At 70.8% G+C, this 16,866-nt stretch carries 15 protein-coding genes; 9 read left to right on the top strand and 6 right to left on the bottom strand.

The genetic code is table 11. The features are described 5' to 3' along the window. The first annotated feature begins 4 nt into the window (after positions 1 to 4). From ACIQPR_RS25845 to ACIQPR_RS25860, 4 genes are read left to right on the top strand one after another with little or no spacing between them, the layout of a single operon-like run. Positions 5 to 1,087, top strand: a complete 1,083-nt coding sequence (locus ACIQPR_RS25845; RefSeq protein ID WP_403652482.1) for a cupin domain-containing protein — start codon at positions 5 to 7, stop codon at positions 1,085 to 1,087. A gap of 26 nt (positions 1,088 to 1,113) precedes the next feature. Further along, positions 1,114 to 2,961 (top strand): pyridoxal phosphate-dependent decarboxylase family protein, encoded by a 1,848-nt coding sequence (locus tag ACIQPR_RS25850; RefSeq protein ID WP_403652484.1) that lies wholly within the window; start codon positions 1,114 to 1,116, stop codon positions 2,959 to 2,961. Continuing rightward, positions 2,958 to 3,788, top strand: a complete 831-nt coding sequence (locus ACIQPR_RS25855) for a methyltransferase (protein WP_403652487.1) — start codon at positions 2,958 to 2,960, stop codon at positions 3,786 to 3,788. The genes ACIQPR_RS25850 and ACIQPR_RS25855 overlap by 4 nt, the downstream gene beginning before the upstream one ends. Before the next feature lie 34 nt (positions 3,789 to 3,822). Next, positions 3,823 to 5,319, top strand: a complete 1,497-nt coding sequence (locus ACIQPR_RS25860; RefSeq protein ID WP_403652490.1) for an APC family permease — start codon at positions 3,823 to 3,825, stop codon at positions 5,317 to 5,319. Between the two features lie 61 nt (positions 5,320 to 5,380). On the opposite strand, the gene ACIQPR_RS25865 is transcribed toward ACIQPR_RS25860, so the two are convergent. From ACIQPR_RS25865 to ACIQPR_RS25875, 3 genes are all read right to left on the bottom strand, one after another. Beyond that, on the bottom strand, positions 5,381 to 6,097 hold the full coding sequence (locus ACIQPR_RS25865; RefSeq protein WP_403652493.1) for a DUF2993 domain-containing protein: 717 nt from the start codon (positions 6,095 to 6,097) through the stop codon (positions 5,381 to 5,383). A 141-nt stretch (positions 6,098 to 6,238) separates the two neighbouring features. Further along, entirely contained in the window at positions 6,239 to 6,883 is a 645-nt protein-coding gene (locus ACIQPR_RS25870) for a LuxR C-terminal-related transcriptional regulator (protein ID WP_403652495.1), read from the bottom strand. Further along, positions 6,868 to 8,211 (bottom strand): sensor histidine kinase, encoded by a 1,344-nt coding sequence (locus ACIQPR_RS25875; protein WP_403652497.1) that lies wholly within the window; start codon positions 8,209 to 8,211, stop codon positions 6,868 to 6,870. Before ACIQPR_RS25875 ends, ACIQPR_RS25870 begins: the two co-directional genes overlap by 16 nt. 223 nt (positions 8,212 to 8,434) lie before the next feature. Between ACIQPR_RS25875 and ACIQPR_RS25880 the strand changes: the two genes are divergently transcribed. Beyond that, positions 8,435 to 9,745, top strand: coding sequence for a serine hydrolase domain-containing protein (locus ACIQPR_RS25880; RefSeq protein ID WP_403652499.1), 1,311 nt, complete (start codon positions 8,435 to 8,437; stop codon positions 9,743 to 9,745). A gap of 44 nt (positions 9,746 to 9,789) precedes the next feature. Here ACIQPR_RS25880 and ACIQPR_RS25885 read toward each other — a convergent pair whose 3' ends face one another. Next, a complete protein-coding gene (locus ACIQPR_RS25885; protein ID WP_403652502.1) occupies positions 9,790 to 10,884 on the bottom strand; it encodes a LacI family DNA-binding transcriptional regulator in 1,095 nt (364 codons plus the stop codon). A gap of 35 nt (positions 10,885 to 10,919) precedes the next feature. Between ACIQPR_RS25885 and ACIQPR_RS25890 the strand changes: the two genes are divergently transcribed. Continuing rightward, entirely contained in the window at positions 10,920 to 13,076 is a 2,157-nt protein-coding gene (locus tag ACIQPR_RS25890; protein ID WP_403652504.1) for a glycoside hydrolase family 36 protein, read from the top strand. A gap of 54 nt (positions 13,077 to 13,130) precedes the next feature. On the opposite strand, the gene ACIQPR_RS25895 is transcribed toward ACIQPR_RS25890, so the two are convergent. Then, complete coding sequence (locus tag ACIQPR_RS25895) at positions 13,131 to 13,673, bottom strand: EF-hand domain-containing protein (RefSeq protein ID WP_403652506.1); 543 nt, start codon at positions 13,671 to 13,673, stop codon at positions 13,131 to 13,133. Positions 13,674 to 13,889: 216 nt separating this feature from the next. Between ACIQPR_RS25895 and ACIQPR_RS25900 the strand changes: the two genes are divergently transcribed. Beyond that, on the top strand, positions 13,890 to 14,360 hold the full coding sequence (locus tag ACIQPR_RS25900; RefSeq protein WP_403652509.1) for an Lrp/AsnC family transcriptional regulator: 471 nt from the start codon (positions 13,890 to 13,892) through the stop codon (positions 14,358 to 14,360). On the opposite strand, the gene ACIQPR_RS25905 is transcribed toward ACIQPR_RS25900, so the two are convergent. Next, complete coding sequence (locus ACIQPR_RS25905) at positions 14,361 to 14,846, bottom strand: Lrp/AsnC family transcriptional regulator (RefSeq protein ID WP_403652511.1); 486 nt, start codon at positions 14,844 to 14,846, stop codon at positions 14,361 to 14,363. 280 nt (positions 14,847 to 15,126) lie between these two features. On the opposite strand from ACIQPR_RS25905, the gene ACIQPR_RS25910 reads away from it, so the two are divergent. Then, positions 15,127 to 16,044: an ABC transporter permease gene (locus ACIQPR_RS25910; RefSeq protein ID WP_403652514.1), complete on the top strand. Its 918-nt coding sequence runs from the start codon at positions 15,127 to 15,129 to the stop codon at positions 16,042 to 16,044. Continuing rightward, positions 16,041 to 16,844, top strand: coding sequence for an ABC transporter permease (locus ACIQPR_RS25915; protein ID WP_403652517.1), 804 nt, complete (start codon positions 16,041 to 16,043; stop codon positions 16,842 to 16,844). Before ACIQPR_RS25910 ends, ACIQPR_RS25915 begins: the two co-directional genes overlap by 4 nt. Positions 16,845 to 16,866 lie beyond the last annotated feature (22 nt).

The raw sequence follows: 16,866 nt of genomic DNA on the forward strand, positions 1-16,866 counted from the left end.
CCACGTGACCGATCAACTCGCCCTCGATGAGCAGAAGTTGGACACCACGGTCCTGACCGTCGCACGCAACGACATCCGGCACATCTCCTCCGTCGTGGTCGACGGCAACACCCACCAGCTCGGCGAGCAGCGGGACTTCCGGCGCAACGACCTGCTGGCCGGCTTCCTCCCGGAGACCGGCCGCCTCTCGGTCTCCTGGGTCCGCCTCGCCGACGGTGAGCAACTGGACGTCCACCAGCACCCGATCAAGTCGATGATCATTGTCTGCAAGGGCTCCGTCCGACTCCTCGGGGACAAGGAACAGGAGCTGACCGAGGGAGACACCGTCGCCGTACTCCCGGGCGCCCGGCACGGCTTCGTGACCAGGCCCGGCGAGGAGTTCTGCGGACTCTCCGTGCAGTTCGAGGGAAGCGGACTCTACGAGAACGAACACGCGGCGCGAGTCGCGTTCAGCGGGGACTCCGCGCCACTGGCCAAGCTGGAGGAGTACAACGCCGAACGGCTGCGCAAGTTCAGCGACCACCACTTCTTCGACCTGTTCGACGGCGGCCACGTGGGACGGGACCGAACGATGCGCGACCGCTTCGTGTCCGCCCTCTACGTCTGGTCCGTGTACTTCCAGCGCATGCTCTACGCACGGCAGGCGACCTGCGCCGATCCGGGGTTGCGCGAGGTCTACGCGGGCCATCTGCGCGAGGAGTTCGGACACGACCTCCTGCTCAAGGAGAAGCACGGCGTCACCGACACCGTCTACGACCCCGTGCTGGAAGCCGTCGGCAACTGGTTCGTGATGCAGATGCACGGAGCGGACGAGGCGTCGAAGATCGTCATCGTCCACATGGCCGTCGAGACGTGCTGCCAGGTCTTCGGCGAACGCACCGGCGTGGCCTTCGTCCAGGAGGACACGGCCGGCACCTCCTACTTCGATCTCCATTCCGAGGTGGACGAGGATCACCGCGAACTGGGCCAGGACTACCTCAGGGGACTGTCCGCCGCGCAGTTCCCGCACCTCATGCAGGTCTGTGGCCAGGCCTGGGACCAGATCGATCTGCTCTTCGACCGCATCTCCGCCCACATGGTGCACTGACCGGCCGACACGGGAAAGGAGGGCCGATGCGGCACACGCACTCGGGCGGGGGACTGTTTCCGCACCCGGAGAACCGTGAGGAGTTCACGAACCTGCTGCTGCAAGTCGTAGACGACTACTACCGGTGGCACGCGCGGTGTGCCGGAGCCGCCGCACCGGCTCTCCTCGACCCCACGCACGACACCGTGGCGGATCACACCGCGGGGCCCGGGGACATGGACGCCGTCGCGGGTCTGCTGCGCGAGCTGTCCGGGCGCCTCGCGCACCGGGCGACACCCTTCCCCTCACCGCTGTACCTGGCCCACATGACGCCGGACATCCCCGTGGCGGCGAGCCTCGCCCACCTCTGCGCGATGCTCTACAACCCCAACAACGTCACACCGGAGACCGCCCCGGTGACCACCGAACTGGAGCACGAGGTCTCCGCGGACCTCTGCCGTCTGATCGGCTACCGGCCCGGCACCGGCTGGGCGCACCTGTCGTCGGGAGGCACCTCGGCCAACCTCGAAGCCATGTGGATCGCCCGCAACCTGCGCAGCGTGCCCCAGGCAGCCGCGACCCACCCCGCCGCGGCCGACCTCGTCTCCGGCCGCTCCCCGTCGGTGCTCGCCAACCTGCCGGTACCCCAAGTGCTGGATCTCGTCGAGGCACTCTCCGCGCGCGGGCTGCTCCCCGAGGTGGGGCGACTGGCCGCCGAGCAGCGGCGGCGGGCGAACACCTCGGGCACCCTGCTGCTCGCCCGCAGCGCCCACTACACCTGGGACAGGTGCGCCGACCTGCTCGGCCTGGCCCCCGACGATGTCGAGAAAGTGGAACTGACGCCGGCGCACAGAGTGGACGTACGGGCACTGGGCGGACGAGTGCGCGACCTGCTGGCGAACGGGCAGCCGATCCTGGCCGTCGTGGCGATGTGCGGCAGCAGCGGAGAGGGCGCGGTCGACGACCTCGACGCCATCCTGCGGTTGCGGGCCGATTGCGAGCGGCGTTTCGGCGCCTCGTTCTACGTCCATGTCGATGCCGCTTTCGGCGGCTACTGCCGCAGCCTCTGGTTGCGTCCCGACGGCACGATGGCTCCTTTCGAGGACCGTCCCCTGGGCGGCAGCGGCGCCCGCATGAAGCCGGAGGTCCACGCCGCCTTCCGCGCGCTGCCCGGCGCCGATTCGGTCACGGTGGACCCCCACAAGAGCGGCCACAGCCCCTACCCGGGCGGCGGCGTGGTGTTCCGCGACAGGCGAGCCGTCTCCCTCGTGGCCCGGGAGTCGATGTACTTCGGCCAGGGCGACGGCAGCCGCGTCCCCTTCGGCCCGCACACGCTCGAAGGGGGCCGCCCCGGCGCGGCGGCAGCCGCCGTATGGGCCGCGCACCGGCAGATCGGACTCCATTCCGAGGGCTACGGCCGCTTGCTTGGCGGCTGCGTCGCGACGGCTCAGCGACTGCACCAGCGGTTCTCCACGGCTCGACGAACAGGGCCGCTCGCGAACAGCCACGACGCGGACTCCGAGGTCACCAGCTGCTTCGCCCCGGACCTGAACATCCTCAACCTGTCCGTCGGACCGCAGGACGGCGAACGCCGGCGCGTCCCCGGTGGCGCCTTCGGCCGCCGGGCACTCGACTCGATCCTCGCCGAGGCGGCCGGTGCACCGCTGACCAGTCTCTACGTCTCGGGAAACACCCTCACCGGCCGTCCACTGCCCGGAGGGGAGGAACAGGTGCTGCGGTTGTGCACGATGAAAGAGCTCGGGCCGATGGCCCAGGACGTCGTCGAGCGACACCTGCGGGCCGCCGTTTCCCGGTCCGTGGCCAAAGTGGGCGCCGATCGTGCCGCCGCCCGACCGGTCTCCGTCCCCGCTGCTCGACCTGAGGAGCGGAAATGACCACCACACACACGGACACAGGTGACAGTCCGTCAGAAGTCAGCTGGGACCCGCAGTTGTACCTGCGTTTCCCGGAGCACCGGATGCGCCCGGCGCTGGACCTGCTGGACCGCGTCCCGTTGGGGGCGCCTCCGGCGGTCGTGTACGACCTCGGATGCGGCCCGGGGACGCTCACGCGCGTGTTGACCGACCGCTTCCCCGACGCGGAGGTGCACGGCGTCGACAGTTCCCCGGAGATGCTGAGCACCGCCGCCGAGACCGCGCCCGCCGCACGACTGCACCGGGCGGAGATCAGCTCTTGGCGTCCACGACACCGTCCCGATCTGGTGTTCGCCAATTCACTGTTCCACCTTGTCCCCGACCACGCCGACATCCTGCGCCGTACTGTCCGCGCCCTCGCTCCACGCGGCGTGCTGGCCGCACAGATGCCGGTGTTCCACTACACACCGTGGTTCCGGCTGATGACGAAGACGCTGGAGGACGGCGGGCCGGGCGGTACACCACTGGGCGATCCCGGTCTGCGCCGGTCGCTGTGCCGACGGCACACGTCGGACGCGGCGGGCTACTACGACCTGCTGGCCGGCCCGGACACGGAAGCGGACATCTGGACCACTGAGTATCTGCACGTCCTGACCGGCCCCGATCCGGTGTGGGCCTGGGTCGAGGCCGCCGGGCTGCGGCCCGTCATCGACGGACTCACCTCCGCCGAGTTCGCCGCGTTCCGCACTGTCTACCTGGCACGCCTGCGCGAGGCCTATCCGCCTCTGCCGGACGGTCGCACCCTCTTTCCGTTCCAGCGGCTCTTCCTCGTCGTCCACCGCCTCTGAGCCCCGATCCACGGGATGAATCCAAGGTCATGACATGAGTGACGAAACTGCCTTCACGTCGACAGGGACAGCCGAGCCGACAGGGACAGCCTCACAGGTCGGCCCCCTCGAAGGGGCGAGCCCCCAGCTCCAGGGGCGCATGGGTGTCGTCGAGGTCGCCTTCACCGTCCTGGCCTTCGCGGCTCCGCTGGCCAGCGTCGTGGGCGTGATACCGCTGGTCATCGGCTCGGCGGGCCCCGGAGCGCCGCTGGCCTTCGTCGCGGCGACCCTGGTGCTGCTGGTCTTCTCCGTCGGCTACACCACGATGGGCCGCCAACTCCCCAACCCCGGCGCCTTCTACGCCTACATCACCGCCGGTCTGGGCCGGGCGGTCGGCCTGGCCGCGAGCCTCCTCGCCGTCCTCGGGTACTTCATGATCGGTGTGGGCGTCTCCCTCTTCTTCGGGATCGTCGCCAACGGCATGGTCGTCAACTCGTTCGGCGGCCCGTCGTCGCCCTGGTGGTCGTACTCGCTGGCCCTCGTCGTGGTCGCCGGGATCTTCGGCTACTTCCGGATCGACGTGTCCGCCAAGGTGCTGTCGGCGGCGATGGTGCTGGAGATCGTCGTGGTCCTGATCTTCGACCTGGCCGTCGCCGTCCGGGGAGGCCCGCAGGGGCGCCCGCTCACCCCGTTCGCCTTCCACTCGTTCAGGTCGGGAGCGGTGGGGGTCGCCATGCTCTTCGCCGTGATCACCTTCATAGGCTTCGAGGCCACGGCGATCTTCCGTGAGGAGACCAGGGAGCCGCGGCGGACGATCCCCCGGGCGACCTATCTGGCCGTGCTCTCCATGGGCGTCTTCTACATCGTCGTCACGTGGCTGCTGGTTGTCGCCTACGGCACGGCGCACGCCACGCAGGTGGCCACCACCGACCCACCGGGCATGTTCTCGGACGCCATGGGGCGCTTCGTAGGAACGTGGGCACGGGACGTGATCTCGGTACTGGTGGTGACATCGGTGTTCGCAGGGGTGCTCTCGTGCCAGAACATCATCGCCCGGTACGGGTACTCCTTGGGCACCGACCGGGCGTTGCCGTCGTGCCTGGGCCGCGTGCACCCGCGTCATGGATCGCCCTACGTCAGTTCCCTCGTGGTGAGCGCCCTCTTCGTCGTCGCTGTGCTCGCCTTCACCGGCAGCGACCCGGCGACGGCGTACGCCTGGCTGACCGGGGCCGGCGGCTTCCCCATCCTCGTGCTGATGTTCCTGACCAGCCTGGCCGTTCTCGTGTTCTTCCACCGGTCGCGCGGGACGGCCGACGACTCGACGCGTTGGCACACCGTGGTCGCTCCCGCGCTGGCCACCGCGGCCCTGGGCGCGACGCTCTACCTGGCCCTCACCAACTTCGTCCTCCTGACCGGAGGCCATCGCGGGACGGCGGTCACCTTGCAGGTGATCGTCTGGGGGGTCTTCCTCGCCGGGATCGTCCTCGCCCTGGTGTTCCGGTCACGGCGTCCGGACGTGTACGCGCGGATCGGCCGGCAGCCGGTCACCTGACGTGGCCCGCAGAACCACATGGCGTTCGCTGCCGGGCGGGGTGTTCACGGCCCTGTGCGGATCATGCGGCCGACGCGCTCGGCCGGAAGGTGACCGCCCTGCCGGCGAAGTGCGCCCTGATCCCGCTCGGCGTGGTGGTGATCGACTGGAGGCGCAGTCCCTCGGGGATGTTCCGGAGGGGGACGGGTTCCTTCAGGGCCTTGGTGACCAGTGCCTTCACGGGAGGGATCAACTCGCCCTGGGTGACGCGGAGATCGGTGAAGGCGATGCGGTTGCCCGAGGCCGCCGAGACCTTCGTGCTCACGGTCACGTCACCGACCAGGGGCAGGCCGACGGTGACGTCGACCCGTCCCGGTGTCCTGCCCTGGGAGACGGTCGTGCCGAGCGCGGTGGACATGTCGGCGTACGACAGGAAGGCGGTCGCGTCGACGCTGGTCGCGTGGGCCTCGTCGGCGTTCCCCGAGGTCTTCAGTCCGTCGAGGGCGACGGTCAGCTCGGTCACGGGCAACGGCCGGGTCGTTCCGCTCGCCGGGATGTCGTGCGCGGTGATGTCGACATGCCGCAGGCTGCCCCGGGCCAGCTGCGTCAGTACCGGAAAGCCGTCGACGCGCACCGAAGGCCGCTGGGGCGTGTGCATACCGTTCTGGAACGCCTCGGCCGTACGGCTCTCCGCGCGCGCCGCGGCGACTCGGTCGACGCCGACGGCGCCCACCAGCAGTGCCACCAGGGATACGGCGGCGACGATCGCGCGGCGCCGCCAGGGTGCGGGTGAACGCATGGGGACGGCCTCGTTCCTTCATGTCAGAGCCTCAGTCGGGGCGGGAGCCACGCCATAATTGCACACCGATGGGCAATGATGTGGTCGGCACCTTGCCGGGCGGGCCGACGCCCGCGGCTCCGTGGTGGTGGCGCTGGTGGTTCAGCCGTCCAGGTAGGCCAGTACCGCCAGGATCCGGCGGTGGTCGTCCTCGGAGGGTTCGAGGCCGAGCTTGGTGAAGATGTTGTTGCTGTGCTTGCTGACCGTCTTCTCGCTGACGAACATCCGGCCGGCGATGGCGGCGTTGGTGCGGCCCTCGGCCATCAGGGAGAGCACCTCGTGTTCGCGCGGGGTCAGTCGCAGCAGGAGTGGGTCCGTCGAGCGGTGGGTGAGGAGCGCGGCGACCGCATCGGGGTCCATGACCGTGCTGCCGGCGGCGACCTGCCGCACGTTGGCGAGGAACTGGTCGACGGCCATCACCCGGTCCTTGAGCAGATAACCCACCGCCCCGGCGCGGTCCGACAGCAACTCCCGTGCGTACAGCTGCTCGACGTACTGGGAGAGGACCACGACGGGCAGGGCGGGGATCCGCCCGCGCGCGTCGATGGCGGCGCGCAGGCCCTCGTCGGTGAAGGTCGGGGGCAGTCGTACGTCGACGACCGCGACGTCGGGCCGGTGGGTGGTCAACGTCCGGATGAGGGAAGGGCCGTTGTCGACGGCGTCGACGACCTCGAAGCCGTTGGCCCGGAAGATTCTGATCAGGCCCTCGCGCAGCAGGGCGAGGTCTTCGGCTATGACGACGCGCACGACAGGGACATCCTTATCTCGGTGGGTCCGCCGGGCGGGCTGTCGACGGTCAGAGTGCCGTCGAAGGCCGACAGGCGCCGGGCGATGCCCCGCAGTCCAGTACCTGCGTCGACTGCCGCGCCGCCACGGCCGTCGTCCCGCACCCGCATCGTCAGCGACCCCGCTGTCGTACCGGGGTACGGCGTGAACTCCACGCTGATCTCGACGCGTTGGGCCCCGGCGTGCTTGATGGCGTTCGTCAGGGCCTCGGCGACGGCGAAGTAGGCCGCGGACTCGACCGGCGCGGGCAGCCGTCCGGGCAGGCGGGTGACCACCGTCGTCGGGATCGGGTTGGCCAGTGCCAGGGCTTTCAGGGCGCCGTCCAGGCCGCGGTCCGCGAGCACCGGCGGATGGATGCCGCGCACCAGGTCCCGCAGTTCGGTCAGGGCGCCGGCCGTCGACGCGCGGGCCTCGGCCAGCAACTCCGCGACGGCCTGCGGGTTTTGGGGCAGGAGCTGCTCGGCCAGACCCAGGCTCATGCCCAGCGACACCAGCCGCGCCTGCGCGCCGTCGTGCAGGTCGCGTTCGATGCGGCGCAGTTCACCCGCCTGGACGTCGACGGTCTCGGCCCGCGAGGCAGCCAACTGCGCGACTCGCGCCCGTAGTTGAGCCTGTGTGGTGGGTGCGAGGAGGGCGCGGATCAGCAGAGCGTCCAGGTTCGCCAGCCGTACGGCCGTGGTGTACCACAGCAGCAGGAACAGCGGGCCGAACGGCACCATGGCGAACGACTCCTGGACGCTGTGCAGCCGAAAGCCGTTGCCCAGCGGTGTGCGGAACACCGCGGGAGGGGTCAGCGCGAACACCAGCGGATAGCTGAGGCAGAAGACCCCGCAGGCGAAGAGCAGGAACGACAGCCCGCAGGTGAACCACCCGGTGATCGAGTTGACCGCCAGCCAGGCCCAGTCCCGCCAGGTCGCCGGATCGCGCAGGACCGCCCACAGCCGTACCGGCCAACTGCCCTCGGGGAGAGGCGAGTAGGGCCGAGCGACCGGTTCACCGATCCGGTCGGCCGCCCATCGGCGGTGCAGGTCGGCCAGCCCGCGCACCAGGACGGTCGACAGCAGGGTCAGCGGGATGCCGACCCAGAGGGCCACGACTGCCAGCGAGGTGGTCCAGACCGTGAGCAGGACGAACCCCAGGACCGAACCGAGCAGCAGCGCGAACGACCAACCCAGCAGGCCCACCCGCAGCGCGAGCGCGGCCCGCAGCCCGGCCGCCCGGGACGAGTGACGTCGTTCCTGCAACTCGCCGCCGCCGTAAGGAATTTGGCGCTCACCGGTGTAGGTCATCCCGCTCCATCGTCATGCCGGACATCGATGATGTCCCGCCGAACCGAGTCGGCGCACTGGGGTTACCTCCACCATCGCCGGGACCCAGCCCCAGTGTTCCGCGTCCCCGTCGCCGGAAGGCTGGTGCCGTCGGAAGGCGGGGTGCGGCAGGCCGCGCACGGCAGCTCCCCTTGCCCTTCCTCCCTCGCGAACGGCCCAGGCTCCCGATCCGGAAGGACACTCCATGTCCCGCAACATCCTTTCCCCGCGCCCCACTTGGCGGGCGTACCTGACGCTGGCCCTGGCCACGGCACTGACGGGTACGCTCACCGCCTGCACGGCGGCGGACGCGGCGCAGACCAACACCCGCACGTCGGCCGCGCGGCTCGGCGTCCCGGCCGCCGAAGAGGCCCAACTGGCGGCGCTCGCCCGGCAGGTGGTGGGCGCCGGGGCCCCCGGCGCTCTCGTACGGGTCGACAATGGCCGTGGTCGGCCCACGGTGATCGCCCGTCAGGCGTCCTGGGCCAGGGCCGACCACACCCTGACCGCCGACGACGAGTTCCGCATGGGCTCCAACACCAAGACCATGGTCGCCACCGTGATCCTCCAACTGGTCGCCGAACAACGGCTCCAGCTGACCGACCCGGTCGAGAAGTGGCTGCCCGGTCTCGTCCCGAACGGCTCCGCGATCACTCTCCGGATGCTGCTCGACCACACCAGCGGCCTCTACAACATCATCCCCGGCGACCCCGACGTCCTGAAGACGTTCACCGGTCAGAACACCCGGCGGTGGCCCCCCGAGGAACTGCTCGCCGCGGGCGTCCGGCACGACCCGCTGTTCCCGCCCGGAACGCGCTACTCCTACAGCAACACCGGCTACATCGCGCTCGGCCTGGTCGCCGAGAAGGTCACCGGACAGCGCCTGAGCGACCTGATCCAGGAGCGGATCGCCAGGCCACTGGGGCTCAAGAACACCTACCTGGTCAACGCCTCCGACCGGACCAGGAGCCCCCGCCTCGCCCACGGCTACGAACCCGACGCCGCTCGCCTCGCCCCGCTGCTCTGGCCGGGCATCCCCGCCGGGACGGCGTTCGTCGGCCCCACCCGGCCGGCCGGCTACATCGACGCCACCTGGATCAACGAGAACACGGAGTGGGCCGCCGGGAGCATGGTCTCCTCCGCGCGGGACTGGGCCCGCTTCGACACCGCCCTGATGTCCGGCAGGCTCCTGCCGCTCGCCCAGCTCAAGGAGATGAAGACCACCGTCGCGGAGGAGAGCGGCAACCCGAACCGCTACGGCCTCGGCCTGGAGCGCAAGGTCACCCCCTGCGGCGCGGTCTGGGGCCACGACGGGCAGGCCCCCGGCTACTCCAGCTGGGACTACACCGACGCCACGGGCCGACGCACCGTCTCGGTCCACGTCCCGACCATCTTCGGAATCGCCGCCCCCAAGCCCGCCGCCGCCACCGAGGCCCTGCTGAACGCCGCGATCTGCGCCATGCTGGACAAGCCGATCCCCACCACGGCTCTTCTCAACTCCGCGCAGCACAAGTGAAGTTGAACAACCGTGCCCGCGCCTTCGCCCGTCGACGGCGCCGGTCACGCCCGCCGGGCGCCCGTGCTCTCCCGTCGTACGAGTTCAGGGTCGTCGGGTGCCGCGTCCAACGGCTGGTGGCCGTGCTCCAGTTGGGCGCGCAGGAGATCGAAGGCGGCGCGGCCGAGCCCGCCGAAGTCCAGCCGGACCGTGGTGAGGGAGGGGGTGACGAACGCGGAGTGCGGAGCGTCGTCGAAGCCGATGACGCTGACGTCCCCCGGCACCGCACGCCCCGCGTGGTGCAGGGCGCGGAGGACGCCCAGCGCCAGGTCGTCGTTGCCGCACAGGACCGCCGTGACGCTCGGATCGCGAGCGAGTTCGCGTCCCGCGTCGTAGCCCGCCCGCGCGTCCCAGCCCCTGCCGGTGGGCGGGGGCGGAGTGACCCCCGAGTCCTTGAGGGCCTGGCGCCAGCCCTCGGCGCGCGGTGCGGCCGAGCGCCTGGAACCGGTGGACGGCGGGAGCGCCACGTAGTGCACCGTGGAGTGCCCGAGCCCGAGCAGGTACTCGGTGGCGGTGCGGGCCGCCGCACGGTCGTCGACCCACACGGCCGGACGGGACGGCGTCCGGCCCGGCGCCGGCGCCTCGACGGCGGCGACGCAGGGCGCGTCGGACGGAACGTGGTCCAGGGCCGCCGCTCCCAGGCGGTCGAACCCGATGACCATGATCCCGCCGCCGGTCCCGGTGGCCGCCGAGATCGTCCGGCTCAGGTCGTCCTCGGGGGTCAGCACCCGCACGCCGACCGAGTAGCCCGCGGCGCGGGCGGCCTGTTCCAGGCCGCGCAGGGTGGCGGCATAGCCGTAGAGAACCGTGTCGGACGTCAGCACCGTGACCGTTCTGGTGACACCGCTGGCCAGCGCGAACGCGGTGGCGTTGCGCCGGAAACCGAGCTGCTCCACGGCCTCCTCGACCCGGCGACGGGTCTCCGCCTTCACACTCGGATGACCGTTGATGACCCTCGAAACGGTCTGGTACGACACGCCGGCCACCTGAGCGACGTCACGGATGCTCGCGGGCTTCCGTTGGGTTCCTCGGGGGTCGGAGGCAGCCGTCGTACTCCTTGTGTGACCGGTCACAGACATGCCAGGATTGTGACCGGTCACACCATGAGCGTCAAGAATCGGGAAGAGGGAACACCTTGGCCGCTGCCGCCGAATTCGCCCCGGGCTCCGCTCTGTGGACGCACGAGGTCCTGGGGCTGCGCGCCGTCGTGGACGGCGCCGGAGCGGTCAGACTCACCGCCGGTGCCGACCACTCGTGGGACCGTCTCGTCCCCCTCGTCGAGGTCGTGCTCACGGGACATGGACGGACGTGGTCGGGGGAGCGCTTCATCGACACGACCGTGGGCAGCCGTCTGGTGCTCCGCGACCACGAGACGGTCATGGACGGCGCGTGGCAGCGGACCACGATCCGGCTGACCGACCCGCGGACCGGCCTCGCGGCCGACGTCGTGCTGAGTTCCGTACCCGGCGCGGGTTTTCTGCGCTCGCAGGTCCGTCTGCTCAACGAAGGCGACGCGCCCCTGCACGTGGAGAGCGTGTCCACCCTCACGCTGGGCGGCATCGCCGACCGGGCCGGCGGTCTGGACGGACTGACCCTGCACTGGGCGGACAACGACTGGCTCGCCGAGTGCCGCTGGCGCCGGACGCCGTTCCGGGACCAGATCGTCCCGCTGCACCGCGCGGCGCACGGCCATGACGGACGCGGCTGCTTCGAGCGCTACGCGCAGGGCACCTGGTCGACCGGCCGCCATCTCCCGGTCGCCGCCCTCACCGACGCCGACGAGGGCGCCTGGCTGTGGCAGATCGAGTCCAGCGCGGGCTGGCGCTACGAGACCGGCGAGCGCGAAGGCGCCGCCTACGTCGCCCTGTTCGGGCCCGACGACGCGCACCACCAGTGGCGGCGGACGCTCGCCCCGGGCGAGGAGTTCACGACCGTGCCGGGCGTTCTCGTGCACGTTCCGACGGGTGGCCTGGACGCGGCCTTCGGCGAACTCACCTCCTACCGCCGTCGCATCCGGCGCGACCACCCCGATCACCGGGCGCTCCCGGTGATCTACAACGACTACATGAACACCCTGATGGGCGACCCCACCACGGACAAGCTCCTGCCCCTCGTCGAGGCGGCCGGTCGCGCGGGTGCGGAGGTCTTCGTCATCGACGCCGGCTGGTACGACGACGACGCCCAGGGCTGGTGGGACGCGGTGGGGGAGTGGGAGCCGGCGGCCGGGCGTTTCCCGCGCGGCATACAGGAAGTCCTGGACGCCGTCAGGCGGCAGGGCATGACCCCCGGGCTGTGGCTGGAGCCCGAAGTCGTCGGCGTACGCAGCCCGTTGGCCCGGACCCTGCCGCCCGAGGCGTTCTTCCGCAGGAACGGTGTCCGGGTGACCGAGCACGGCCGGCACCACCTCGACCTGCGTCACCCCGCGGCCCGCGGCCACCTCGACCGGGTCGTGGACCGCATCGTGGGGGAGTGGGGCGTGGGCTACCTCAAACTCGACTACAACATCAACGCCGGACCCGGCACGGAGAACAGCACCGAGAACAGCACCGAGAGCGCGGGCGCGGGGCTGCTCGGGCACCACCGCGCCCACCTCGACTGGCTCGGCTCCCTCCTGGACAGACACCCCGGCCTGATCCTGGAGAACTGCTCCTCGGGCGGACTGCGCATGGACTACGCCCAACTGGCCGTCGCCCAGCTCCAGTCGACCAGCGATCAGCAGGACCACCGGCGCTACCCGCCCATCGCGGCGTCCGCCGCCACCGCCGCGACTCCCGAGCAGGCGGCGGTCTGGGCCTATCCCCAACCGCACTTCGACCTCGACGACATCGCCTTCACCATGACCACGGCGATGCTGGGCCGGGTCCACCTCTCCGGCTTCCTCGACCGCATGGACGACACCCGGGCCGCGCTCGTGCGCGCGGCTGTCGACGTCTACAAGCGCATCCGCCCGGACATCGCGCGAGGCCTTCCCTTCTGGCCGCTCGGTCTGCCGGCCTGGGACGCCGACTGGCTGGCCCACGGCCTGCACACCGACAACGCGACCTACCTCGCCGTGTGGCGACGGAAACCGCTGATGGAACACGCCACCGGCCGCACGGACCGGACAGCGGCCGACGCCGCCGACGACAGGCGCGTGCTTCCCGTCCCTCGCCTCGCGGGCAACCGGCCACGGCCCGAAGTGCTCTTCCCGGCCGACGCCGGAACCGAGGTCACCTGGGACGACGCCGAAGGCCACCTCACCGTGACCCTGCCCCGAGCCGACACGGCCGCGCTCATCCGCCTGGGCACGTGAACGCGGACCGGTGATTCGGGGAGGGGCGGGGCGGCCGGGGTGGCGGCCCGTTCCTCACCCGGCGCCGATCGGGCCGCACATCATGTTGCCGGGTTCGGCAGGGTCGTCGCTGGTCCAGAACTGGGTCCACAGGGCGGCGAACTCGGGGCGGCCGAGGTATCCGTCGGCGTCCTGGTCGAGCCGGTCGAAGGCCGCGCCGGTCTCCACGGGCCGACCGTGCCAGGTGTCGACGAGACGCTGGTGCTCGCCGCGCGAGATACGCCCGTCGGCGTTCTCGTCGACCGCGTCGAAGATGGTGTCGGCGGTGGCGGTGACGGCTTCGGGGATGGTCGGCAGCAGGTCCACCATGGCGAGGAGGTCGTCCAAGTCGATCCGGCCGTCCCGGTCCGTGTCCACGGTCTGCGACAGATGCTGCCACCAGCCCTTCAGCACGCCGTCCACGCGCACCGCCAGTGCCGATTCCTCTCGCACGCGCGGCAGCCGGCCCCAGCGGTCCGCCAGCGCCACGAAGTCCGCCTCCTCCAGATAGCCGTTGCCGTCCGCGTCGAACGCCTCGAACATGGCCTGGAGCTTGGTCCGTTGGAACTCACTGGACATCACATGCCTCCTCACGCGCAGTACCGCAGTGCTGAGGACATGCTTTCCGCGGCCGACCGCCCGGCAACGGCGCTCGCGCTCACTGCGGCGGACACCTCCGCACCCGTGAGCCCCCGCCGCGCGCCGAGCGCCGGTTCCGTAAGCGAGGTGAACGGCGTGCCCCCTGCCCGCCGGGGACCCGCCGGAGGCACGTATCCTCAGGTGAGGAGGCCTTTCGTGATCGATGAGCTGGATCAGAAGATCATGCAGACGCTCACCCGGGACGGACGGACGCCGTACACGGCGCTCGCCCGGGATCTCGGAGTGTCCGAGGCCACCGTGCGCCAGCGCGTGGCACGGCTCCAGGAGAGCGGGGCGCTGCGCATCGTGGCGCTGTGCAATCCGCTGACGCTGGGCCACCAGTCCGTACGGCTGATGATCCGGGTGCGCGATCTCACGCCCCGCGCTGTCGCCAAGAGCCTCGCGGACATGGCGATGATCAACCATGTGGCGCTGTGCGCCGGGAGCCAGGACATCTTCCTGGAGGCGACATGCCGCGACCAGGCGCAGCTGGTGCAGCTCCTGGACAACATCCGGATGCTGCCCGGGGTGTCCAAGGTGCAGGTCCTGCTGTTGCTGGAGCTGTTCAAGGACTACTCGTGGGACGGTCTCACCAGCGCGGTCGGACAGAGCGAGACCGGGGAGTGATCACAGGGGGAGGATCCGGTCGCCCGGTCCCGGGGGCAGTTCCCGGAAGCCGGCCCACAGGTAGGTGTCCTTGAGGACGTCCAGGACGGTCAGCGCCTCCGCGTGGGCGACCCCGTTCACCCGGCGGACCCGTTCGGTGAGCAGCTCGGACAGGTGCGCGAGATCCCGGCAGCGCACATCGGTGATCAGGTCGTAGGGCCCGACGCAGGAGGCGACGTAGCGCACCTCCGGCATCCGGGACAGTTCGCGGGCGACCAGTGACACCGGGATGTGGTGGACGCGTACGGCCAGGTGGATCTCCATCTCGCCCAGCTTCACCGCGTCGGTCATGCCCACGACCTGGATGATCCCCCGGCGCTGGAGCCGCTGGAAGCGGGCGCGCACGGATGCCTCCGACAGCCCCACGGAGCGGCCGATCTCGCCGAAGGAGCGCCGCCCGTCGACCCGTAGCTGGTCGATGATCTGCCGGTCGAGGTCGTCGATCATGTGAACACCTCCACGGTCCGCGCTCTGTCGCACTCCATCATCACCCGGCCCCGGCACGGCCTCGCATCCGGGCCGTTGCGGCGGCCCGCTGCGAGATGAGTGGAACCAGGCACGCAATTCCACTCGATTCGATGCCGTGGCGCCTGTTCACCTCCCGTACTCCTGGCAGAAGCTGTTGCGCAAACAGGACGACCGGGGCACCCGCGCCGGCCGTCCGACCGGATCCCAAGGAGGCAGAGCACATGCACGCACCCCCTCCCACGCCGCCGCGGAGGCAGCGGTGACGGACACCGTGACCGCGCCGCCGCCCACCGCGCCCGGGCCCGCGGCCCCCGCACGGCGGGCCGGGCTGCGGCACAAGGCGGTGACGGCGGCTCTCCTCGCGCCCGCCGGGCTCACCATCGGCGCGCTGGTGCTGGTGCCGCTGGCCCTGGTCGTGCGGAACAGCTTCGCGACCGCCGACCCGTACGGCGGCATCCAGGGAGGCTTCACCCTGGCGAACTACCACGAGCTGATGGACCCGGTCTATCTGAAGGTGTTCGGCTACAGCCTGGGCATGGCGGCCCTGAACACCGTCGTGTGCCTGGTGCTCGGCTACGTGGTCGCCTACTACCTCGCCGGACGGCCGCCGCAGCGCCAGGGACTGCTGCTCCTGCTGATCATCGTGCCGTTCTGGACCGACTTCCTGGTGCGCACCTTCGCCTGGATCAACCTGCTCAGCCCCGGCGGCCCGGTGAACGCCCTCACCGACGCGCTCGGCCTGACCGACGGGCCGACCCAGTGGATCCCCAGCCAGGGGGCCTCCTTCGTCGGGCTCGTCTACGCCTTCCTGCCGACCGCGATCTTCCCGGTGTACGCCTCGCTGCGGGGCGTGGACCCGGCGCTCGGCGAGGCGGCCCGTGACCTGGGCTGCGGCTGGTGGCGGGTGCACACCAAGGTCCTGCTGCCGCTCGCCCGTCCCGGTCTGCTCGCGGCGGCGCTGCTCACCTTCGTGCCCACACTCGGTGTCTTCGTGATCCCGGTACTGCTCGGCGGGGGCAAGCACCAGCTCGTCGGCAACCTCATCGTCACGCTCTACACCGAGTTCCGGAACCAGCCCATGGGCGCGGCGGCCTCCGTCGTCCTGCTGGCGCTGATGATCGCCTCGCTCGCGGTGTTCGGCACCGCGGCCGGGCGGCTGAGGAGGAAGGCTTCGTGACGTCCCTTCCCGACCGCGCCACCAACTGGCTGGCCCGCGCTGTCATCGTCTTCCTGTACGTGCCGATCGTGGTCGTCGTCGTGCTGTCCTTCAACGACTCCGACGTCACCTACAAGTGGGCCGGGTTCAGCACCCGCTGGTACGGCGTCCTCGCGCACGACACGGATCTGCTGTCCTCGCTGCGGATCAGCGCCGAGGTGGGGGTGGCCTCCGCGACCCTCGCCACCGCCGGCGGACTGCTCGCCGCCATGGGCATGGCCCGGCTCGGCCGACGGTTGCGGGTGGTGTTCTCCGGCGGTCTGTTCCTGCCGCTGATCATCCCCGAGATCGTGCTCGGCGTGGCCCTCCTGTCGGTCTTCGGCAAGCTGCGCGCCGACCTGGGCCTGACCACGCTCGTCCTCGGACATCTCGTGGTGACCCTGCCGTACGCGGCCCTCATCGTCCTCGGCGCGCACGGCGCCCTCGATCCCGCGCTCGACGAGGCCGCCGCCGACCTGGGCTGCGACGCCTGGCAGCGGTTCCGCCGGGTGACCCTCCCGCTGCTGCGGCAGGCGATGGTCGCGGCCTGGCTGCTCTGCTTCACCATCTCCTTCGGCAACATCGTGATGTCGACCTTCACCAGCGGCGTCGGCACCACCACCCTCCCGCTGCGCGTCTACTCCCTGCTCAAGGGCGGGCTCACCCCCGAGATCAACGCGCTCGGCACGCTCCTCGTCCTGTTCACCTTCCTGATCATCCTCGGCGCCGGGCTGCGCCAGCTGCGCCGCGTCCTGGTCGGCGGCGACCGCACACCCGGCTGACCCGCACCCCACCCGCTTCCGC

The organism is Streptomyces sp. NPDC091280 (assembly GCF_044768565.1).
Lineage (GTDB): Bacteria > Actinomycetota > Actinomycetes > Streptomycetales > Streptomycetaceae > Streptomyces.

Coding starts and splice junctions, on each gene's coding strand:
- ACIQPR_RS25850 (WP_403652484.1), top strand. CDS start 1,114: ATGCGGCACACGCACTCGGGCGGGGGACTGTTTCCGCACCCGGAGAAC.
- ACIQPR_RS25855 (WP_403652487.1), top strand. CDS start 2,958: ATGACCACCACACACACGGACACAGGTGACAGTCCGTCAGAAGTCAGC.
- ACIQPR_RS25860 (WP_403652490.1), top strand. CDS start 3,823: ATGAGTGACGAAACTGCCTTCACGTCGACAGGGACAGCCGAGCCGACA.
- ACIQPR_RS25865 (WP_403652493.1), bottom strand. CDS start 6,097: ATGCGTTCACCCGCACCCTGGCGGCGCCGCGCGATCGTCGCCGCCGTA.
- ACIQPR_RS25875 (WP_403652497.1), bottom strand. CDS start 8,211: ATGACCTACACCGGTGAGCGCCAAATTCCTTACGGCGGCGGCGAGTTG.
- ACIQPR_RS25880 (WP_403652499.1), top strand. CDS start 8,435: ATGTCCCGCAACATCCTTTCCCCGCGCCCCACTTGGCGGGCGTACCTG.
- ACIQPR_RS25895 (WP_403652506.1), bottom strand. CDS start 13,673: ATGTCCAGTGAGTTCCAACGGACCAAGCTCCAGGCCATGTTCGAGGCG.
- ACIQPR_RS25905 (WP_403652511.1), bottom strand. CDS start 14,846: ATGATCGACGACCTCGACCGGCAGATCATCGACCAGCTACGGGTCGAC.